Below are 21836 nucleotides of genomic sequence, written 5' to 3'. Positions count from 1 at the left end.
TTGCCCGGGAGCGATGCGTGCCTGTCAGTCGGCTTTCGGGGCCGGCGCAGGTTTGTCGGCGAGCTGGTCGGCCAGGCGCACGAAGGCAGCCAGATCGAGTTGCTCGGGTCGCAGACTGCCATCGACACCGGCGGCCTCGATCTCGGCATTGCTCAGCAATTGTTTGAGGGTGTTGCGCAGAGTCTTGCGGCGCTGGTTGAAAGCTTCGCGCACGACGCGCTCCAGCAGGCGGTGATCCTTGGCAGGGTGCGGCAGTACCGCGTGAGGCACAAGACGCACTATGGCCGAGTCGACCTTTGGCGGCGGGTTGAATGCACCTGGACCGACGTTGAACAGATGTTCGACCCGGCAATGGTACTGAACCATGATCGACAGACGACCCCAGTCACCACCACCCGGACCGGCAGCCAGACGCTCAACGACTTCCTTCTGCAGCATGAAGTGCATGTCACGAATGATCGCGGCATTGTTCAGCAGGTGGAAAATCAGCGGTGTGGAAATGTTGTACGGCAGGTTGCCGACCACGCGCAGGCTGTTCGGTGCGGCGTTCAGGGTATTGAAGTCGAACTTCAGCGCATCACCCTGATGCAGGTTGAAATTGCTCTTGCCGGCAAACTGCTGGTTGAGGATCGGGATCAGGTCCTTGTCCAGTTCCACGACGTCCAGCTGCGCGCCGGAATTAAGGATGCCGGCGGTCAGTGCGCCCTGGCCCGGTCCGATTTCCAGCATGCGGTCACCGGATTTGGCATTGATGGAGCGCAGGATGCGGTCGATGACGCCGGCATCGTGCAGAAAGTTCTGGCCAAAGCGTTTGCGCGCCTTGTGTTGGTATTGCTCGGTCATAAACGGGTCTCGGCCATCTGGTAGGCGGTTTCCAGGGCGACTTGCAGACTGCCGGTGTCAATCTTGCCGCTGCCGGCCAGATCCAGGGCGGTGCCATGGTCGACGGAGGTGCGGATGATCGGCAGACCCAGGGTCACGTTGACCGCTGCGCCGAAGCCTTTGTACTTGAGCACGGGCAGGCCCTGGTCGTGGTACATCGCCAGCACTGCGTCGCAGTGCTCCAGATATTTGGGGGTAAACAGAGTGTCGGCAGGCAGCGGGCCACGAAGGTCCATGCCCTCGCCGCGCAGGCGTTCCAATGTCGGTTCGATAATGTCGATTTCTTCATGGCCCAGGTGTCCGCCTTCACCGGCGTGCGGGTTGAGCCCGCAGACCAGGATGCGCGGCCGGGCGATGCCGAATTTGTCTTGCAGATCGGCGTGCAGGATCCGTGTGACACGCTCCAGTCGCTCGGGCGTGATCGCATCGGCGATGTCGCGCAGGGGCAGGTGAGTGGTCACCAGTGCCACGCGCAAACCGCGGGTAGCGAGCATCATCACCACTTGAGCGGTATGGGTCAGATCAGCGAGGAATTCCGTGTGGCCGGAAAAGGCGATGCCTGACTCGTTGATCACACCTTTGTGCACCGGGGCGGTGATCATTCCGGCGAAGTCGCCGTTCAGGCAGCCGTTGCCGGCGCGGGTCAGGGTTTCGAGGACGAAAGCGGCGTTGGCCTTGTCCAGTTGTCCCGCGACCACCGGAGCGCTGAGCGGAGTATCCCAGACATAAAGGCTGTTGGCCGGCGCCGGTACGTCCGGCCAGTGATCGGGCGAGACGGGCACCAGGCTGACGGCCAGCCCCAGCTGCGCGGCCCGCTCCTGGAGCAGATCACGGCTGGTGATGGCGATCAAAGGGTGTGGCTGGGCTTGCGAGGCGAGCAGCAGGCAAAGGTCGGGACCGATGCCTGCCGGCTCGCCAGGTGTCAGCGCGAAACGCTTGGGTTTCACTGCGCTGCCTGGTCTGCGCCAGGGAGTTTGATTTCTACGTACGCTTCGTCACGGATCTGACGCAGCCAGGTCTGCAGCTCCTCGTCGTACTTGCGGTTACGCAGTACGGTCATCGCTTGCTGCTCGCGGGCCTGTTCGGTGCTGTCGGTGGCGCGACGGCCAAGGACTTCCAGAACGTGCCAGCCGTACGGGGTTTTGAACGGCTTGGACAGCTCACCCTGCGGAGACTTGGCCATCACGGCGCGGAATTCCGGTACCAGCGCGTTCGGGTCGATCCAGTTCAGGTCGCCGCCGTTGAGGGCGGAACCCGGATCTTCCGAGTATTTCTTCGCCAGTTCAGCGAAATCTTCGCCGGCTTCGATGCGGTTATACAGCGACTGGGCCAGTTCCCGGGTCTTGGCTTCGTCGCGGACCGGACTTGGCTTGACCAGGATGTGACGCACATGCACTTCGTCGCGCATCTGGCTTTCGCCGCCGCGTTTCTCCAGCAGTTTCAGGATGATGAAACCACCCGGAGTGCGTGCCGGTTGAGTGATGTCGCCCGGCGACATTCTGCTCAGCTCGCGATCGAACGGTGGTGGCAGTTGAGCGGCTTTACGCCAGCCCATGTCGCCGCCCTCGAGGGCGTTGTCGCTGCCGGACCTGGCAACGGCCAGTTGACCGAAGTCGGCGCCCTGCTTGAGTTGCTGATAAACCTCCATCGCCTGACGAGCGGCGCTCTGAATCGCTTCGGAGCTGGCGCTTTCCGGGGTAGGAATCAGGATATTGGCCAGGTGCAGTTCTTCGGACAGCTGCATCTTGCCCAGGTCGGAAGCGAGGAAGTTTTTCACTTCCTGTTCCGATACCTGAATGCGCTCGGCAACACGACGCTGACGCACACGGCTGATGATCATTTCACGACGAATCTGTTCGCGGGCATCCTCATAGGAGAGGCCGTCGCGGGACAGGGCAGCGCGGAACTGATCGACCGTCATGTTGTTGCGCTGGGCAATGGTGCCGACAGCCTGATTCAGTTCTTCATCGGTGATGCGGATACCGGAGCGCTCGCCGATCTGCAGTTGCAGGTTTTCGACGATCAGGCGCTCGAGCACCTGTTGATCCAGCACGCCCGGAGGTGGCAAACCGCCGCCACGCTTGGCGATGGTCTGCTGAACTTCATGGACGCGTTGATCCAGCTGGCTCTGCATGACCACGTCGTTGTCGACGATGGCCACCACTTTATCGATAGGCTGTACCGCGGCGTTGGCTGCGGTACCCAGGAACAGCGCGCCCAGCATCAGCGGGCGCAGACAATCAGAAAGCTTGGTCTTCACGTTGACGATAACCTTGGATGCCTTTGTCGAGGAAGCTCTCTACCTTGGCGCCGGTGAGGCCGCCGAGTCCCTTCAGAACAATTTGGAGGAAGACGCCGTGGTCGCCTTTTTCGTTTTGCGGAGCTTCCTGACTGAATTCGTCGTAAGAAACCCAGTAACGGTTGATCAGGCGCAGTTTCCAGCAGCAGTTGTCGTATTCGAAACCACCGAAGGCTTCCAGCGTGCGGTTGCGGTTGTAGTCGTACTGCCAGCGGCTGATCGCGCTCCACTGTGGAACGATCGGCCAGATGACCGAGAAGTCATGCTGCTGGATCTTGTAGTAATCCTTCACGTAGCCAGGCTGGCCCGGGGTGCCGTAATCACCACCACCCACCGACCATTTACCGGTGTTCTGGTCGAACCGGACCTGATCATTGCGATAGCGATAGCCGACGTTGACCACCTTGTTCGGGTTGTCTTCAGGCTGGTAGTGGAACATCGCACTGCCGGAACGCGGGCTGTGGCTGTCCGGATCCCAGTTGTAGTCGGCAGTGGTGCGCCAGTCGCGGTTCCAGCGGTATTCGTATTCCAGAGCATAGGGCGATACGTCGGACTGGGCGTCCTTGCGATCCTTGAACGCGATACCCGGCAGTTGTACTTCACGATCCTTGAAGTAATAAGCCTGACCGATGCTGATGCGTTGACGCTCGAAACCGTCGTCTTCGATCCAGCGGCTGGTTACACCCAGCGACAGCTTGTTCTCGTCGCCGACGCGGTCGGAGCCGGAGAAGCGGTTGTCGCGGAACAGCGAGGCGTAGTTGAAGGTGTATTCACTGGTGTCGAATACCGGAATGTCTTCCTGATCCACCTTCGGCACATAGAGGTAAAACAGACGCGGTTCCAGGGTCTGGCGGTAGTTCTTGCCAAAGTAGGACGTGTTGCGATCGAAGTACAGGCCGCCATCGACGCTGGCGATCGGTACACCGCGGCTCTGGTTGCTGTCGAAGGTGCCATTCAGCTTGTTCTGCTCGGCAGTCTGCGCGGCAATCTGCGATTTACCGGTACCGTCCAGGTCCAGCTGGTACTGGGTGTACTGATACTTGAGCGATGGCTTGAGGAAGCCATAGGTCCAGTTCATCGGCAGGCTGACACCAGGCTTCAGGTTCAGACGGTCGCCATTGGCGCGGGCCAGGCCCTGGATGTTGTTGTCCAGGCGAGGTTCGGTAGTGATCCCGTCTTCCTGAACAAATGTGCCGCTTTTCAGATCACGATCAAACCGCACAATCTCGGTCTCGTAATCGAAGTTCAGGCCTTCCGGGTGATACGGCAGCTGGCCATTGAAGGTGATCTGCGGCAGACGACCGTAAGGCGTGATGTTCGAAACGGTTGCCAGCTGGTACTGCTGAGCATTCAGGGTCGCGGTGTACGAATCGCCCCGATAGGAAATCAGACCCTGCTGATTCACGAAGTCCTGGCTCTTCACACCGATCTGGTCGGTGGTCAGGTCCTGGAAGTAGTACGGATCGCTGATCTTGGTGTAGTCAACCTGGGTGAACACGCGGGAGTCCAGGCCACCCTTGTGTTGCCAGTTGTACATGTAGCGATTCTTTTCGTAATCGGTCTGCTTGCTGCGATCGGTGTCTTCGTCGTTGAGGTACGCGGCACCGAACTGACCTTCGCTGGACTTGGTCAGGTAGCGGAATTCGCCTTCCATCAACAGGCCGCGCTTGCTCATGTAGCGTGGATACAACGTGGCGTCGTAGTTCGGTGCCAGGTTGAAGTAGTACGGGGTCACCAGCATGAAGCCGGTGTCGCTGCCGGTGCCGATGGTCGGCGGCAGGAAGCCCGACTGACGACGGTCGTCGATCGGGAAGTAGATGTACGGGGTGTACAGGATCGGAATGTCCTTGACCCGCAGCGTCACGTTGGTCGCGGTACCGAAGCCGGTGGCAGGGTTCAGGGTGATGTTGTTGCCCTTGAGCTGCCAGGCGTTGCTGTTCGGTTCGCACGTGGTGTACGTGCCGTCTTTCAGGCGGATGATCGCGTTTTCGGCACGCTTGGCGTACAGCGCGTTACCGCGGATGCGCGATTTGTGCATCACGTATTCGGCGTTGTCGACCTTCGCTTCACCGGTGTCGAGCTGCACATCGGCATGGTCGCCGACGATCAGCGCGCCGTTGTCGCGGATGCGCACGTCGCCCTTGAGTTCGGCGCGGCTCTCGGCCTGATAGAGGCTCGCTTCCTGGGACTCGACCTGCATGCTGCCCTGACGCAGAACCACGTCACCGGCCAGCGTGCCGACCTGATCTTCGGTGTTGTAGCGCGAGGCTTTCGCGCCGATAAAGGTCGGGGCGTCACTTTTATTCGTCTTGTCATTCATGCCAGGACGAATCGGTTCGATATAGGAACCAGAGCAGTAAGGACCGGTTTCGGCCAACTGGGCGGCGGTGAGCTTCTCGCGCGGAACCCAGTCGAGGTGACTGTAGTCTTCGCTACGGGATTTCAGGCCTCGGCCCTTGGCTTCGGTAACCAGCACGGGCTTGGGCCCGGAGTCCGAAACCGTACCGTTCTCGGCCGGCGCTGCACCGGTGGCGCTGACGGCGCTGCCGTCATGCACCGGACGCGGGGGCAATGCCGCCGTCGGGGTTTTCGGCGAGCATGCCCAGCCGCCCGTAGGCGAGACGGCGCAGTCATACTGCTCGGCGGCCACAACGAACGAACTGGCCAGAGGTTGCATAGCCAGCAGACTGCCGGTTACCAACAACGGAAATTTTTTACGAAACGCGGGGGATTTCAATGCCATCTTATTAGTCCGGGCTTCCTGCGTGCCATCTGCCCGCGGTGTGGGCCGCACGCCTCTCGATGGTCTGAAAAAGATGCTGGATAATAAAGCATGACCCGCTTGACGGCTAGCGCCGTCGGAGACCCTTGCAATGCCTGACCAAGATGTACGCTTGCAACACCTGAAAGTTTGGCTCGATGAGCAGTTGGCAATACTTTTCTCCACTCAGGGCTGGGGTGCAGTCCCCCCGGCCACATTGACTGCAGCCAGCAGCGACGCGAGTTTCCGCCGTTATTTCCGCTGGGAAGGTGCCGGTCGCAGTTTCGTCGTGATGGACGCGCCGCCCCCTCAGGAAAACTGCAAACCGTTCGTGGATATCGCCTTTTTGCTGGCGAAATCCGGTATCAACGTGCCGAAAATTTATGCAGAAGATCTCGATCGCGGGTTTCTTTTGCTCAATGATCTGGGCAACAAGACCTACCTCGACGTGATCGACAGCGAAAATGCCGACGCATTGTTCAGTGATGCCCTGCAGGCGTTGCTGGCGTTTCAGCAGTTGCCGATGGTGGCGCCGTTGCCGAGCTATGACGTCGCATTGCTGCGTCGCGAGCTGGAATTGTTCCCCGAGTGGTACGTGAAGCGGGAGCTGGGCATCGAGTTCGATGCCAGCCAGCAGCAACAATGGCAACAGGTCAGCGATCTGCTGATCGACAGCGCGCTGGCCCAGCCGAAGGTGCTGGTACACCGCGACTATATGCCGCGCAACTTGATGATCAGCGAGCCGAACCCCGGCGTGCTGGACTTCCAGGACGCGGTGTATGGCCCGGTGACTTACGACGTGACGTGTCTGTTCAAGGATGCGTTCCTCAGCTGGCCTGAAGAACGTGTGCACGGCTGGCTCGAAAGCTACTGGCAGCAGGCGGCGGCACTCAACATTCCGGTACAGCCGGATTTCGAAGACTTCCTGCGCGCCAGCGACCTGATGGGTGTGCAGCGCCACTTGAAAGTCATCGGCATTTTCGCCCGCATCTGCCATCGTGATGGCAAGCCACGCTACCTCGGCGATGTACCCCGTTTCTTCTCCTATATAGAGACCGTGATCGCCCGCCGTCCGGAGCTGGCGCCACTGCAGGCGCTGCTGGCCAGTCTGCGCGCCGGAGTAACGGCATGAAGGCAATGATTCTGGCGGCGGGCAAGGGCGAGCGCATGCGCCCGCTGACCCTCACCACGCCCAAACCGCTGGTGCGTGCCGCAGGCGTGCCGTTGATCGAGTATCACCTGCGCGCCCTCGCGGCGGCAGGTTTCAGCGAAATCGTGATCAACCATGCCTGGCTCGGCCAGCAGATCGAAGACTATTTGGGTGACGGCTCGCAATTTGGTCTGAGCATCCGTTACTCGCCTGAAGGCGAACCGCTGGAAACCGGTGGCGGCATTTTCCGCGCCTTGCCGCTGTTGGGCGACGAAGCGTTCCTGGTGGTCAACGGTGATATCTGGACCGATTACGACTTCAGCGTCTTGCACCAGCCGATCACAGGTCTGGCGCATCTGGTGCTGGCGGACAACCCGGCCCATCACCCGGCCGGCGACTTCAGCCTGGTCGGCGACCAGGTACAGGACGGCCAACCGGACTCGGCGACCCTGACCTACAGCGGCATCGCCGTGCTGCACCCGCAACTGTTCGACGGCTGCACGGACGGCGCCTTCAAACTGGCGCCGTTGCTGCGCAAGGCCATGGCGGACGGGAAGGTCAGCGGTGAACGACTGAAAGGTCGGTGGGTCGATGTCGGCACGCACGAGCGTCTGGCTGAAGCCGAATCCTTGATAGAAGCGAGTCGCTGACATGTTGTGGCCAGGGACTCTGATTGGAGCCGGAGCGGGATTTGCAATCGCCAGCATTCCGGGGGCCATGCTTGGGGCGTTGTTGGGACAGGCGCTGGATCGGCGCCTGCATCTGCAAAGCTGGGGGCATCTGCGGGAAAAACTCGGCGGCCAGCCGATGCTGCGCAACGACGAGTTGTTGTTCGTCCTGCTTGGGCGTCTGGCCAAGAGCGACGGGCGCGTCACCGACGGGCATATCCAGCAGGCACGTCAGGAAATGCGCGCGCTGGACATGAGCGAACCGGCACAGCGCCGGGCCATTGCTGCGTTCAATCGTGGCAAGTCCGGCGGTGATCGCCTGCGTGGTTATCTGCGACGTCTGAGTGCTCAACCCCATGCCGCCGAAGGTGTGTTGCGTGCCTGCTGGCGGATGGTCTGGGCCGATGGTCGGGCCGGCAGCAGCGAGCGCGAACTGTTGGCGCAGTGGGGCAAATGGCTGGGCTGGACGACTCATCAGATTCAGGCGCTGGCGGCGGATTACGAACCGCACAAGCGTCCGATCGTCAGCGCAGCGGTGAGTTATCAGGAAGCGATGCGTCTGCTTGGCGTGTCGGCAACCAGCGAACCGGCGCAGATCAAGCGCGCCTATCGCCGTCTGCTCAGTCGTCATCATCCGGACAAGATCGCCGGCACCGGGGCGACGCCGGCTCAGGTGCTCGAGGCGACCGAGAAGACCCGCGAATTGCACAATGCCTACACCTTGATTCGCGAACGCCGGGATTTCCGCTAGATGAAAAAAAGATCGCAGCCCGGGCTGCGATCTTTTTTTTGTGCTCTGTCAGTCAGGATTCTGCGGATTCAACCAGCCGCGCACGCGACGGAACAGTTGCTCCTGTTCGGCCTTGTTGTCGGGCAACGCTTTGAGCGCCACTTGGCTGAACGCCGAGGTCTTCAAGCGCTTGCTCGCCTGTAGGCGCTCCAGCGCGGCGTTGCGGTCCAGCGGCTTGTCCATATAGAAGATGTCGGCGGTCGGCAGCTTCAGCAATGGCGTCAGTTCTGCCAGTTCAGGCTTGGCCTTGGGGGGCATCTGCGCGGCGATCATCAGCAGTTTTTCCACCTGTGCAGTCTGCTTTTCGTTCAGAAAGCGCGCTGCCCAGTAGGCGCCGGTACCGTGCCCGAGGACCACGATACTGCGCGCACCCTGCTGTTCGGCGTAGCCGATCGCGGCGTCGATGCGGGCGAAGATTCGTTCGGCGTCGATCTTGGACTGTTCTTCGGCGGTTTCGGCAACGACCTTGTCGGCCACCTCCGCTTCACCGCCGGCGGCCTGCTCGATCGGTTCGGCGGTGGTCGAGTCCTTGCTGCCCGCATCGGCGCTTTTCGCCGCCACGGGGGCCTCGACTGCGCGAGGTGCAATGGTATCGCTTTGCACATCGGGCAAGGTGATACTCAGGGTGTTCCAGTGGGCATCCGGCAGCTTGCGACGCAGCGGACCGACCGCCTGGGGCCAGTCAGCGGTTTCGCCGACACCGGGGACGATGATCACGGCGCCTTTGGGTTCGGCGGTGTTGGCCGGTTTCCACAGCGCGAGAAAGGTGTCGCTGCCGGCCTGCAACTGTTGCTGTTCCTGGGCCGGGACTTTGCGTTCGAGTGCCGAGGCCTCTTCCTGACTACGCTCAAGCAGCGGCTGGCGTTCGACCGGTTTTTCTTCAGCCGGCTTTTCAGCGGCGGGGGCGGGCGCCGGATCGGCGGCTTCGACGGAAAACGCACAAGGCAGGATCAGCGACAGGCACAATGCCGGCATTGCCAGGCGGGAGACAGGGAGCATCGGTTATTCCAGGCCAGAAAGTATCCCGGCAGCCTAAAGGGTTGATCAGAATTTGTCAGGTGATGAGATTTCAATGATGCGTGTTTGCTGCCTGTGGGTTATCGGCTGTCTGGCGTTTCCCTTGATGGGGTGGGCGGCGCCAGCGCCTGCGAGCCCTGTTGCGCAGTTGTCGGCGAGCGAACGGCAATGGTTGACGCAACACGCCGAGTTGCGCGTCGGCCTGATTTTGCAGGCGCCATACGCGCAATACGACCGGCGCTTGCAACGGCTGTCCGGGGCTAATGTCGAGTTGATGAAATGGATGGCCAAGGCCCTCGACATTGAACTGAGCTGGCGCAATTTTCCCGACCTGGAGCAGCTTGAAGCCGCCGCCCGGGACGGTGAGATCGATATTGCCCCGGGCCTGACCCAGACGCCGGGCGGGCTGCGCCTCTGGCAGTTCTCCGACCCTTATATGCGTGTGCCGCAACTGGTGGTCAGCGACCAGAAATCCAGCCGCTCGGTCGAGCTGGAAAAACTCGACAGTCAGGCCAGGGTGGCGGTGCGCATGCCCAGCGCCACCGCCGATTACCTGCGCGGAAACTATCCCCATCTCAATCTGCAAGGCGTACCGCTGGAGCGTCAGGCCCTGCAGCTGTTGCTGAGCCAGCAGGCGTCCTATGCAGTGGTGGATGAGGCGCAACTGGGGCGTCTGTCGACAGAGCCTGAGTTTGCCGGGCTGGTGGTGGTGGGCGATATCGGGTTGCCGCAACTGCTGCGGGTCGCCACCCGTCGCGACTGGCCGGAACTGGCCGGGATTGTTGAAAGTGCCTTGCGGGCGATCCCGGCGAAAGATCTGGAGCGCCTGCACACACAATGGCTGCAACCCAAATACCCACGGCTCTCGGAGTTGCCGGGGTTCTGGCAGAACCTGAGCCTGTTGTTCGCTGTGTTGCTGCTCAGTTGTGCGGCGATTGTTTTCTGGCAGCGGCGTCAGCAACGCAGCCTCGAACAACGCCTGCTCGCCGCCCGGGACGACATCGCCCTGCGCGCTGCGAGTGAAGAAGCCCTTCGTCTGACCCAGTTTTCCATCGACCAGAGCACCGTCGGCATTCTTTGGGTCAACTGGGACAGCCATGTGCGTTACGCCAATCGCGCAGCGGAACACATGCTCGGTTATCCACAGGGCGCACTGATCGAGCGGCCGCTGATCGACTTCGAACCCGGCCTGCACATGGATCGCTGGCTCAATTTGTGGAAGCGCGCGCGGGCCAGCGAGGAAGGGCCGCTGAGCTTTGAAACCAATTGTGTGCGGGCCGATGGAAGTGTTTTGCCAGCGGATGTGTCGCTGAGTTTCCTGCGCTTTCGCGACAGCGAATATCTCGTGGTCTACCTCACCGACGTGACGGAACGCCGCCGCGCCCTGGCGGCGTTGCAGGAAAGCGAGGCGCGCCTGCAAGGCATCGCCGCCAACGTGCCGGGGCTGGTGTTCCGTCTGGAACGGGCGCCGGTGAGCGGACAGATCGACTTTGCCTACATCAGCGAGGGTAGCGAGAGTCTGGTCGGTTACGCGCCGGCGGTCATTGCCCATCGAGACATGGGGCTGCGCAGTCTGGTGCATCCGGACGACAAGGCCGGTTATCACCAGACTCAGGATCACGCGCTGGATACCGACAGCGACTGGTCGTGGCAGGGGCGGATCCTGACGCGCCAGGGCGAGCAGCGCTGGGCCGAGATCAAGGCCATCACCCGACGACTGGAGGATGGCGCTTGCGTCTGGGACGGCATTGTCTGGGACATCACCGAAAGCAAACGCATCGAACTGGAATTGGCGGCATCGCGCGAACAGTTGCGCGAACTGTCGGCGCACCTCGAAAGCGTGCGGGAAGAGGAGAAGGCGCGCATCGCCCGTGAAGTCCACGATGAGCTGGGGCAGATGTTGACGGTGTTGAAACTGGAGACATCGATGTGCGAACTGGCCTACGCGCAACTCGACCCGGGTCTGAACGAACGCCTGAGCAGCATGAAACGCCTGATCGCCCAGTTGTTTCAGCTGGTGCGCGATGTGGCGACGGCGTTGCGCCCGCCGATCCTCGATGCCGGCATCGCCTCGGCGATCGAGTGGCAGGCCCGGCGTTTCGAGGCGCGCACGCAGATTCCGTGTCTGGTGCAGGTGCCGGACAATCTGCCGCCGCTGAGCGACGCCAAGGCCATCGGCCTGTTCCGCATCCTTCAGGAGGCGCTGACCAATGTCATGCGCCACGCCCGGGCGCATACTGTGGAGTTGACGCTGGCGCTGGAGGGCACCGATTTGTGTCTGACCGTCAGCGATGATGGCGTAGGATTTGTCGCCGCTGCGGGCAGGCCGACATCGTTCGGGCTGGTGGGCATGCGCGAGCGTGTGTTGATCATGGGCGGGCAGTTGTCAGTCGACAGCGCGCCGGGCGAGGGCACCACCCTGAGCGTGCGGGTGCCGCTGGATGAGGAGAAGTAAGTGATCCGTGTACTGGTAGCCGAAGACCACACCATCGTTCGCGAAGGCATCAAGCAATTGATTGGCCTGGCCAGGGACCTGCAAGTGGCGGGGGAGGCGAGCAATGGCGAGCAGTTGCTCGAAACCCTGCGCAATGTGCCGTGCGAAGTGGTGCTGCTGGATATATCCATGCCCGGGGTCAACGGGCTGGAAGCCATCCCGCGCATTCGTGCGCTGAACAATCCGCCGGCGATTCTGGTGTTGTCGATGCATGATGAGGCGCAGATGGCCGCCCGGGCCCTGAAGGTCGGTGCCGCCGGTTATGCGACCAAGGACAGCGATCCGGCATTGCTGCTGACAGCAATCCGCAAGGTGGCGGCAGGCGGGCGCTATATCGACCCGGATCTGGCCGACCGCATGGTCTTTGAAGTCGGTCTGACTGATACGCGACCGCTGCATTCATTGTTGTCGGAGCGCGAGTTTTCGGTGTTCGAACGCCTGGCCCAGGGCGCCAACGTCAACGACATCGCCCAGCAACTCGCCCTGAGCAGCAAGACCATCAGCACGCACAAGGCGCGGCTGATGCAGAAACTCAACATCACCTCACTCGCCGAACTGGTGAAGTACGCAATGGAACACAAGCTCCTTTGATGTCCATATCCGCCAGCGACAGCCGCTTTTGCCGTGACTTGCGGCTTGCAGCCTGCCACTCGCCGCTGCCTTATCCATTAACGCCATCCTTGTAGGGCAATCCCTACCCCAAGCCCTCCATCCGGCTGAGGCGATTCTCTCCTGCGCCCCGATTTGCGTGACTGCAAGCAGCCACTAGGCTTAATCCCACAGCAGTCATCAATAACAAAGGTGTGGGTATGAGCCAGGTCGATTCAAACGCAGGGGCCAGCGATGTGCTGGTCAGCTTTCGTGGAGTGCAGAAGAGCTACGACGGCGAAAACCTGATCGTCAAAGACCTCAACCTGGACATCCGCAAGGGTGAGTTCCTGACCCTGCTCGGGCCGTCCGGCTCCGGCAAGACCACCAGCCTGATGATGCTCGCCGGTTTCGAAACGCCGACTGCCGGCGAAATCCTCCTGGCCGGGCGGGCGATCAATAACGTGCCGCCGCACAAGCGCGACATCGGCATGGTGTTCCAGAACTACGCGCTTTTTCCGCACATGACCGTAGCCGAGAACCTGGCGTTCCCGCTGACCGTGCGTGGCCTGAACAAGAGCGACGTCAGCGACAAGGTCAAGAAAGTCCTGAGCATGGTCCAGCTCGACGCCTTTGCCTCGCGCTACCCGGCGCAACTGTCCGGCGGCCAGCAACAGCGTGTGGCACTGGCCCGCGCACTGGTGTTCGAGCCGCAACTGGTGCTGATGGACGAACCGCTCGGCGCCCTCGACAAGCAACTGCGCGAACACATGCAGATGGAAATCAAACACCTGCACCAGCGCCTCGGCGTGACCGTGGTCTATGTGACTCACGACCAGGGCGAGGCCCTGACCATGTCTGACCGCGTCGCAGTGTTTCATCAGGGCGAGATCCAGCAGATCGCCCCGCCGCGCACTCTTTATGAAGAACCGAAAAACACCTTCGTCGCCAACTTCATCGGCGAGAACAACCGTCTCAACGGTCGCCTGCTCAGCCAGAACGGCGAGCGCTGTGTGGTCGAGTTGGGGCGCGGGGAAAAGGTCGAGGCGCTGGCGGTCAACATCGGCCGGACCGGCGAGCCGGTCACCCTGTCGATCCGTCCCGAGCGTGTCAGCCTCAACGGTTCGAGCGATCAATGCGTCAACCGCTTTTCCGGGCGGGTGGCCGAATTCATCTATCTGGGCGACCACGTCCGGGTGCGCCTGGAAGTCTGCGGCAAGACCGACTTCTTCGTGAAACAACCGATTGCCGAGCTTGATCCAGCGCTCGCGGTCGGCGACGTGGTTCCGCTTGGCTGGCAGGTCGAGCACGTTCGCGCGCTCGATCCACTAGGGCGTCCCCCTGAGGCGCACTAAAACGCCCCGCAATACCAACACCAATCCTGCACGTGGAGAGAACAATAAATGTTGAGATCCCTGAAGTTCACAGCCCTGTCCCTGGGCCTGATGGGTGCGGCAAGCGCTATGGCCGCCGGCCCGGATCTGACCGTGGTGTCGTTTGGCGGGGCGAACAAGGCGGCGCAAGTCAAAGCCTTCTACGCGCCGTGGGAAGCGGCGGGCAACGGCAAGATCGTCGCCGGCGAGTACAACGGTGAGATGGCCAAGGTCAAAGCCATGGTCGACACCAAGAGTGTGTCCTGGGATCTGGTAGAGGTTGAATCGCCGGAGCTGTCCCGTGGCTGCGACGAAGACATGTTCGAACAGCTCGATCCTGCGCTGTTCGGCAAGTCCGAAGACTACGTCAAGGGCGCGATCCAGCCGTGCGGCGTGGGCTTCTTCGTTTGGTCGACCGTGCTGGCCTACAACGCTGACAAGCTGAAAACCGCACCGACCAGCTGGGCGGATTTCTGGGACACCAAAAAATTCCCGGGCAAGCGCGGCCTGCGCAAAGGCGCCAAGTACACCCTCGAATTCGCCCTGATGGCCGACGGCGTTGCGCCGAAGGACGTCTACAAGGAGCTGGCCAGCAAGAACGGTCAGGACCGCGCCTTCAAGAAACTGGATGAACTGAAACCGAACATCCAGTGGTGGGAAGCCGGCGCCCAGCCGCCGCAGTACCTCGCGTCGGGTGACGTGGTCATGAGCTCGGCCTACAACGGTCGTATCGCTGCGGTGCAGAAAGAGTCCAACCTGAAAGTGGTGTGGAACGGCGGCATCTACGATTTCGACGCGTGGGCCATCCCGAAAGGCCTGGACAAGGCGCGTGCCGAAGCGGCGAAGAAATTCATCGCGTTCTCGGTGCAGCCACAGCAGCAGAAGACCTACTCGGAAAACATCGCCTACGGCCCGGCCAATTCCCAGGCTGTGCCATTGCTGGACAAGGCGATTCTCAAAGACATGCCGACCACTCCGGAGAACATCGCCAGTCAGGTGCAGATCGACGTCAGTTTCTGGGCTGACAACGGCGAGCAACTGGAGCAGCGCTTCAACGCCTGGGCTGCGAAGTAACCCAAAACTCCAACTTCGGGAGTGGACTGTTGTGGCGAGGGAGCTTGCTCCCGCCCGGGTGCCAAGCACTCACGAGTATCCCAGGGCTGCTGTGCAGCCCGGCGGGAGCAAGCTCCCTCGCCACACAAGCCAATTCCCACAGGTTGCATGAATCAGAAAGTACGATTTGCGGAGTACGTCATGGCTATCGCCGTTCCCCTGAACGAGGGCAACAGCCCCACCTTGAAGCAGCGGCTCAAGCACGCCGAACGGGTCAACCGCTGGAAGGCCCAGGCGCTGATCGCGCCGCTGGTGCTGTTTCTGTTGCTGGTGTTCCTGGTGCCGATCGTGGCGCTGCTCTATAAAAGTGTCGGCAACCCGGAAGTGGTGGGCGGCATGCCACGCACCGTGGCGGCCATCGCCAGTTGGGACGGTCGCGGACTGCCCGCCGAACAGGTCTACAAGGCCGCCGGCGAAGACCTCGCCGAAGCCCGCAAAAACCAGACGTTGGGCGATCTGTCTAAACGCTTGAACATGGAGTTGGCCGGCTATCGCAGCCTGCTGACCAAAACCGCCCGTTCGCTGCCATTCGCCAGCGAACCGGCCTCTTATAAAGAAGCACTGGAAGGCCTCGACGAACGTTGGGGCGATCCGGCCTATTGGCAGGCCGTGAAGCGCAACACCAGCAGCATCACCCCGTTCTATCTGCTGGCGGCGGTGGATCATCGCATCGACGACCTCGGCGAACTGGCCCCGGCCACACCGGATCAGGCGATCTACCTCGACATCTTCGCCCGGACCTTCTGGATGGGCCTGATCATCACCGTGATCTGCCTGGTGCTGGCCTATCCGCTGGCGTACCTGCTGGCCAACTTGCCGTCCCGTCAAAGCAACCTGCTGATGATTCTGGTGCTGTTGCCGTTCTGGACTTCGATTCTGGTGCGGGTGGCCGCCTGGATCGTGTTGCTGCAGTCCGGCGGATTGATCAACAGCGCACTGATGGCGATGGGCGTGATCGACAAACCGCTGGAGCTGGTGTTCAACCGCACCGGGGTCTACATCTCGATGGTGCACATTCTGCTGCCGTTCATGATTCTGCCGATCTACAGCGTGATGAAAGGCATCTCGCCCACCTACATGCGTGCCGCGATTTCCCTCGGTTGTCATCCGTTCGCCAGTTTCTGGCGGGTGTATTTCCCGCAGACCTATGCCGGTGTCGGCGCCGGTTGCCTGTTGGTGTTCATCCTCGCCATCGGCTACTACATCACCCCGGCGCTGTTGGGCAGCCCGAACGATCAAATGGTCAGCTATTTCGTCGCGTTCTACACCAACACCAGCATCAACTGGGGCATGGCCACTGCACTCGGCGGCTTGTTGCTGCTGGCGACCGTGGTGCTTTATCTGATCTACAGCTGGCTGGTGGGCGCCAGTCGCCTGCGCCTGGGTTAAGGGGAATTTGAAATGCTGAGTCCTTATATGTCCCCCGTCGAGCGGGTGTGGTTCTACAGCCTGCGGATCCTCTGCGGCCTGATCCTGTTGTTCCTGATTCTGCCGGTGCTGGTGATCGTGCCGCTGTCGTTCAACTCGGGCAGTTTCCTGGTGTACCCGTTGCAGGGCTTTTCGCTGCACTGGTATCAGGACTTTTTCGCCTCGGCGGAGTGGATGCGCTCGCTGAAGAACAGCATCATCGTCGCCCCGGCGGCGACCGTACTGGCGATGCTGTTCGGCACGCTGGCGGCCATCGGTCTGACCCGTGGCGATTTCCCCGGCAAGGCGCTGGTGATGGCGCTGGTGATTTCCCCGATGGTGGTGCCGGTGGTGATCATCGGTGTGGCCAGCTACCTGTTCTTCGCGCCGCTGGGGCTGGGCAACAGTTTCTTCTCGTTGATCGTGGTGCACGCGGTGTTGGGTGTGCCGTTCGTGATCATTACGGTGTCGGCGACGTTGCAGGGTTTCAACCATAACCTGGTGCGGGCGGCGGCCAGCCTCGGCGCTTCGCCATTGGTGACGTTCCGTCGGGTGACCTTGCCGCTGATTGCGCCGGGGGTGATTTCCGGTGCGCTGTTCGCCTTTGCGACCTCGTTCGATGAAGTGGTGGTGACGCTGTTCCTTGCCGGCCCAGAGCAGGCAACGTTGCCAAGGCAGATGTTCAGCGGCATTCGCGAGAACCTGAGTCCGACGATTGCAGCGGCGGCGACGCTGTTGATCGCGTTCTCGGTGATTCTGTTGCTGACGCTGGAATGGTTGCGTGGGCGGAGTGAAAAACTGCGCACTGCTCAAGTCTGACGACTGCAATATCCGGGTTGTCTGCCATTCATGCGCTGAATGACAGACAACCCCGATTCCCCAGCTACGCTTGTGCTCAGCTCCCACATCTATAAGAGGCTGCGCACGATGAGTCTTTCCTCCTTCAAGATCGCTCACAAACTGATCACCGGCGCCGGGGCCATCGAGCAACTGGCGGCCGAGCTCACGCGGCTGGATATCGACAACCCGCTGATCGTCACCGATGCCGCGCTGGTCAAGTCCGGCACGGTGGCGCTGGCGCTGGCACAGATCGGCGAGCGCGAATACGAAATCTTTGACCGGGTGCTGCCGGATCCGGAAACCGCCATCGTCGAGGACTGCATGCGTGTCTATCGCGAAGGCGGGCATGACGGGCTGATCGGTCTCGGCGGTGGCAGTGCCATCGACATTGCCAAGAGCGTTGCCGCCTATGCCGGTTATCACGGCGCGCTGGAAGATCTGTTCGGCATCGATCAGGTGCCGCGCAAAGGTCCGCCGCTGATTGCCATTCCGACCACGGCCGGCACCGGTTCCGAAGTGACCAACGTGGCGATTCTTTCGGACAAGGTCGCCCAGTTGAAGAAAGGCATCGTCAGCGACTATCTGTTACCTGACGTGGCGCTGGTCAGTCCGCAGATGACCCTGACCTGCCCGCGCAGCGTCACCGCCGCCAGTGGCGTCGATGCGCTGGTGCATGCCATCGAATCCTACCTGTCGCTGAATGCTTCGCCGATCACCGATTCGCTGGCCATCGGCGCAATCAAGCTGATCGCCCGGTCATTGCCAAAGGCCTATGCCAATCCCTCCAACGTGCAGGCCCGGGAAGACATGGCCACCGCCAGCCTGATGGCCGGCATGGCGTTCGGCAATGCCGGAGTCGGCGCGGTGCATGCGCTGGCGTATCCGCTGGGCGGGCGTTTCAACATTGCCCATGGTGTAAGCAATGCGCTGTTGCTGCCGTATGTCATGACCTGGAACAAAATGGCTTGTGTCGAACGGATGCAGGATATCGCCGAAGCCATGGGGGTGAAGACCGCTCATCTGAGTCTCAATGACGCCGCCGACTGCGCCGTCGCGGCGATGGCCGAGCTGTGTGCAGCGGTGGAAATCCCGCAGGGGCTGCGCAGTTTCGGCGTGCCCGAGGACGCGATCCCGGCCATGGCGGTAGAGGCCGCGGGAATCGAGCGTCTGATGCGCAACAACCCGCGTAAGCTCAGCGCTGCCGACATCGAGAAGATCTACCGGGCGGCGTACTGAGAACCCGCCGGTCATCGGTCATGGCACAACCCAATCATCGCGGTCACGGTGCGCGCGCGGAAACTTGAGGTATACAATGCGCGCCATCGTGATTTAGCTCAGAAAAGGTGCGTCATGCAGCCCTTCCTTATTGCCCCGTCGATTCTTTCCGCCGACTTCGCCCGCCTGGGCGAGGAAGTGGACAACGTTCTGGCCGCCGGTGCCGACATCGTTCACTTCGATGTCATGGACAACCACTACGTACCGAACCTCACCATCGGCCCGATGGTCTGTGCCGCGCTGCGCAAGTACGGCATCACCGCACCGATCGACGCGCACCTGATGGTCAGCCCGGTGGATCGCATCGTCGGCGACTTCATCGAGGCCGGCGCCACCTACATCACCTTCCACCCGGAAGCCACGCTGCACGTCGATCGTTCGCTGCAACTGATCCGTGAAGGCGGCTGCAAATCCGGCCTGGTGTTCAACCCGGCGACCCCGCTGGACGTACTCAAGTACGTGATCGACAAGGTCGACATGGTCTTGCTGATGAGCGTCAACCCGGGCTTCGGCGGGCAGAAGTTCATCCCCGGCACCCTCGACAAGCTGCGCGAAGCCCGCGCGATCATCGATGCCTCGGGCCGTGACATCCGCCTGGAAATCGACGGCGGCGTCAACGTCAACAACATCCGTGAAATCGCTGCTGCCGGCGCCGATACCTTTGTCGCCGGCTCGGCGATCTTCAATGCGCCGAACTATCAGGAAGTCATCGACAAGATGCGTTCCGAACTGGCGCTGGCCCGCCCATGAGTGGATTCGAGCAGCTGTTCCCGGGTCAACTGCCAAGGCTGGTGATGTTCGATCTGGATGGCACGCTGATCGATTCGGTACCCGACCTGGCGGCGGCGGTGGATAACATGCTGCTCACTCTCGGGCGCAAGCCTGCCGGTATCGAATCCGTACGCGAGTGGGTCGGCAATGGCGCGCCGGTGCTGGTACGCCGGGCGCTGGCCGGCGGCATCGATCATTCTTCCGTGGATGATGTGGAAGCCGAACATGCGCTGGAAGTGTTCATGGAAGCCTACGGCGCCAGCCATGAGCTGACCGTGGTCTATCCCGGTGTGCGCGACACCCTGAAATGGCTGCACAAGCAGGGCGTGGCCATGGCGCTGATCACCAACAAACCGGAGCGCTTCGTCGCGCCGTTGCTGGATCAGATGAAGATCGGCCGCTACTTCAAATGGATCATCGGCGGCGATACCCTGCCGCAGAAGAAACCCGATCCGGCGGCGCTGTTCTTCGTCATGAAGATGTCCGGCATTCCGGCCTCGCAATCGCTGTTCGTCGGCGACTCGCGCAGCGACGTGCTGGCGGCGAAAGCGGCGGGGGTCAAATGTGTCGCGCTCAGCTATGGCTATAACCATGGCCGGCCGATTGCCGAGGAATCCCCGGCGCTGGTGATCGACGATCTGCGCAAGCTAATTCCCGGTTGCCTGGATACGGCCGCTGAGATAACGTTGCCCGACGCTTCTCAATCCCCTTCTGGAAACGCCATCGTGGTGGTTACCCGCAAACTCTGGATGAAAGTCATCAAGGCCCTGGCCCGCTGGCGTTGGCGCGCCTGACTTGTTCCTGGCCGGCCTGCCGGCGTGTTTGCCTACCTGACTGATTTGCACCTCACACCACGAGGCAATTTATGATCCGCGAAGAATTCCTGCGACTGGCCGCTGACGGCTACAACCGCATTCCGCTGGCCTGTGAAACCCTGGCCGACTTCGACACGCCGCTGTCGATCTACCTGAAACTGGCCGACCAGCCCAATTCCTACCTGCTCGAATCGGTGCAGGGTGGCGAGAAATGGGGCCGTTACTCGATCATCGGCCTGCCATGCCGCACCGTGCTGCGGGTTCATGATCATCACGTCAGCATCACCGTCGATGGCGTCGAGACCGAAAGCCACGACGTCGAAGACCCGTTGGCTTTCGTTGAAACCTTCAAGGCCCGCTACAACGTACCGACCATCGCCGGCCTGCCGCGGTTCAACGGCGGACTGGTGGGTTACTTCGGTTACGACTGTGTACGTTATGTAGAGAAGCGCCTCGGCAAATGCCCGAACCCGGATCCGCTGGGCGTGCCGGACATCCTGCTGATGGTCTCCGATGCGGTGGTGGTGTTCGACAACCTCGCCGGCAAGATGCACGCGATCGTGCTGGCCGACCCGGCGCAGGCCGATGCCTACGAGCAGGGCCAGGCGCAATTGCAGGAATTGCTGGAAAAGCTGCGTCAGCCGATCACCCCGCGTCGTGGCCTGGATTTCAGCAAACAGCAGGCGGCCGAGCCGGTGTTCCGCTCCAGTTTCACTCAGGATGACTACGAAAAAGCCGTCGACACCATCAAGGAATACATCCTCGCCGGTGACTGCATGCAGGTCGTGCCGTCCCAGCGTATGTCGATCGACTTCAAGGCTGCGCCAATCGACCTGTACCGCGCGCTGCGTTGCTTCAACCCGACGCCGTACATGTACTTCTTCAATTTCGGCGATTTCCACGTCGTCGGCAGTTCGCCGGAAGTGCTGGTGCGGGTCGAAGACAACCTGATCACCGTGCGCCCGATTGCCGGCACCCGTCCTCGCGGGGCCACTGAAGAGGCGGACGTGGCGCTGGAAGAAGACCTGCTGTCCGACGACAAGGAGATCGCCGAGCACTTGATGCTGATCGACCTCGGTCGCAACGACACCGGGCGTGTTTCGGAAATCGGTTCGGTGAAGCTCACCGAGAAGATGGTCATCGAGCGTTACTCCAACGTGATGCACATTGTGTCCAACGTGACCGGCCAGTTGAAAGAAGGCCTGACCGCCATGGATGCACTGCGGGCGATCCTGCCGGCGGGCACCTTGTCCGGGGCGCCGAAAATCCGTGCGATGGAAATCATCGACGAACTGGAACCGGTCAAGCGTGGTGTTTATGGCGGGGCGGTCGGTTACTTCGCCTGGAACGGCAACATGGATACCGCGATTGCGATCCGCACCGCCGTGATCAAGAACGGTGAGCTGCACGTGCAGGCCGGTGGCGGCATCGTTGCCGACTCGGTGCCGGCGCTGGAGTGGGAAGAAACCATCAACAAGCGTCGGGCGATGTTCCGGGCTGTTGCACTGGCTGAGCAAACCCCGGACTGAGTGACGGGGCATTCAGCCATAAAAAAACGCGGCGCCTGTGAGGGCGCCGCGTTTTTTATGGCCT

At 61.5% G+C, this 21836-nt stretch carries 18 protein-coding genes; 13 read left to right on the top strand and 5 right to left on the bottom strand.

The annotated features are described in order from the left end of the window. Positions 1-24 precede the first annotated feature (24 nt). The 4 genes from rsmA to NWV16_RS25810 are packed head-to-tail and all read right to left on the bottom strand — an operon-like array spanning position 25 to position 5924. The gene (gene rsmA, locus NWV16_RS25825) at positions 25-843 is read right to left on the bottom strand and encodes a 16S rRNA (adenine(1518)-N(6)/adenine(1519)-N(6))-dimethyltransferase RsmA (protein ID WP_260521239.1); all 819 of its coding nucleotides are present in this window, start codon (positions 841-843) and stop codon (positions 25-27) included. Then, a complete protein-coding gene (gene pdxA, locus NWV16_RS25820) occupies positions 840-1829 on the bottom strand; it encodes a 4-hydroxythreonine-4-phosphate dehydrogenase PdxA (RefSeq protein ID WP_260521238.1) in 990 nt (329 codons plus the stop codon). Before pdxA ends, rsmA begins: the two co-directional genes overlap by 4 nt. Continuing rightward, the gene (surA, locus tag NWV16_RS25815; RefSeq protein ID WP_260521237.1) at positions 1826-3142 is read right to left on the bottom strand and encodes a peptidylprolyl isomerase SurA; all 1317 of its coding nucleotides are present in this window, start codon (positions 3140-3142) and stop codon (positions 1826-1828) included. Before surA ends, pdxA begins: the two co-directional genes overlap by 4 nt. Next, positions 3123-5924 (bottom strand): LPS-assembly protein LptD, encoded by a 2802-nt coding sequence (locus tag NWV16_RS25810; protein ID WP_260521236.1) that lies wholly within the window; start codon positions 5922-5924, stop codon positions 3123-3125. Before NWV16_RS25810 ends, surA begins: the two co-directional genes overlap by 20 nt. 130 nt (positions 5925-6054) lie before the next feature. Here NWV16_RS25810 and NWV16_RS25805 point away from each other — a divergent pair, with 130 nt between their 5' ends. The 3 genes from NWV16_RS25805 to NWV16_RS25795 are packed head-to-tail and all read left to right on the top strand — an operon-like array spanning position 6055 to position 8511. Beyond that, positions 6055-7074, top strand: coding sequence for an aminoglycoside phosphotransferase family protein (locus NWV16_RS25805; RefSeq protein ID WP_260521235.1), 1020 nt, complete (start codon positions 6055-6057; stop codon positions 7072-7074). Next, positions 7071-7742, top strand: a complete 672-nt coding sequence (murU, locus tag NWV16_RS25800; RefSeq protein WP_260521234.1) for an N-acetylmuramate alpha-1-phosphate uridylyltransferase MurU — start codon at positions 7071-7073, stop codon at positions 7740-7742. Before NWV16_RS25805 ends, murU begins: the two co-directional genes overlap by 4 nt. A gap of 1 nt (position 7743) precedes the next feature. Continuing rightward, positions 7744-8511: a TerB family tellurite resistance protein gene (locus tag NWV16_RS25795; protein ID WP_065259142.1), complete on the top strand. Its 768-nt coding sequence runs from the start codon at positions 7744-7746 to the stop codon at positions 8509-8511. 48 nt (positions 8512-8559) lie between these two features. On the opposite strand, the gene NWV16_RS25790 is transcribed toward NWV16_RS25795, so the two are convergent. Continuing rightward, on the bottom strand, positions 8560-9549 hold the full coding sequence (locus tag NWV16_RS25790) for an alpha/beta hydrolase family protein (protein WP_260521233.1): 990 nt from the start codon (positions 9547-9549) through the stop codon (positions 8560-8562). 73 nt (positions 9550-9622) lie between these two features. Between NWV16_RS25790 and NWV16_RS25785 the strand changes: the two genes are divergently transcribed. The 10 genes from NWV16_RS25785 (at position 9623) to trpE (ending at position 21772) form a co-directional block, all read left to right on the top strand. Next, positions 9623-12022 carry a PAS domain S-box protein gene (locus tag NWV16_RS25785; RefSeq protein WP_260521232.1) on the top strand — a complete coding sequence of 800 codons (2400 nt, stop codon included), beginning with the start codon at positions 9623-9625 and terminating at the stop codon, positions 12020-12022. Continuing rightward, a complete protein-coding gene (locus NWV16_RS25780) occupies positions 12023-12652 on the top strand; it encodes a response regulator transcription factor (RefSeq protein WP_260521231.1) in 630 nt (209 codons plus the stop codon). It abuts the gene before it with no gap. Positions 12653-12870: 218 nt separating this feature from the next. Further along, positions 12871-14004, top strand: coding sequence for an ABC transporter ATP-binding protein (locus NWV16_RS25775; RefSeq protein WP_260521230.1), 1134 nt, complete (start codon positions 12871-12873; stop codon positions 14002-14004). A 48-nt stretch (positions 14005-14052) separates the two neighbouring features. Continuing rightward, positions 14053-15096 (top strand): ABC transporter substrate-binding protein, encoded by a 1044-nt coding sequence (locus NWV16_RS25770; RefSeq protein ID WP_260521229.1) that lies wholly within the window; start codon positions 14053-14055, stop codon positions 15094-15096. A gap of 180 nt (positions 15097-15276) precedes the next feature. Continuing rightward, on the top strand, positions 15277-16524 hold the full coding sequence (locus tag NWV16_RS25765) for an ABC transporter permease (protein ID WP_260521228.1): 1248 nt from the start codon (positions 15277-15279) through the stop codon (positions 16522-16524). Positions 16525-16536: 12 nt separating this feature from the next. Continuing rightward, positions 16537-17361 (top strand): ABC transporter permease, encoded by an 825-nt coding sequence (locus NWV16_RS25760; protein ID WP_260521227.1) that lies wholly within the window; start codon positions 16537-16539, stop codon positions 17359-17361. 108 nt (positions 17362-17469) lie between these two features. After that, a complete protein-coding gene (locus NWV16_RS25755) occupies positions 17470-18618 on the top strand; it encodes an iron-containing alcohol dehydrogenase (RefSeq protein WP_260521226.1) in 1149 nt (382 codons plus the stop codon). Between the two features lie 114 nt (positions 18619-18732). Continuing rightward, complete coding sequence (rpe, locus tag NWV16_RS25750) at positions 18733-19407, top strand: ribulose-phosphate 3-epimerase (protein WP_260521225.1); 675 nt, start codon at positions 18733-18735, stop codon at positions 19405-19407. Continuing rightward, entirely contained in the window at positions 19404-20222 is an 819-nt protein-coding gene (locus NWV16_RS25745; protein ID WP_065258469.1) for a phosphoglycolate phosphatase, read from the top strand. Before rpe ends, NWV16_RS25745 begins: the two co-directional genes overlap by 4 nt. 71 nt (positions 20223-20293) lie before the next feature. Next, a complete protein-coding gene (gene trpE / locus NWV16_RS25740) occupies positions 20294-21772 on the top strand; it encodes an anthranilate synthase component I (RefSeq protein WP_260521224.1) in 1479 nt (492 codons plus the stop codon). Positions 21773-21836 lie beyond the last annotated feature (64 nt).

The sequence above is a fragment of the Pseudomonas sp. BW7P1 genome, from assembly GCF_024981055.1.
Classification (GTDB): domain Bacteria; phylum Pseudomonadota; class Gammaproteobacteria; order Pseudomonadales; family Pseudomonadaceae; genus Aquipseudomonas; species Aquipseudomonas bananamidigenes.
This window is presented reverse-complemented; position numbering and strand designations above follow the sequence as displayed.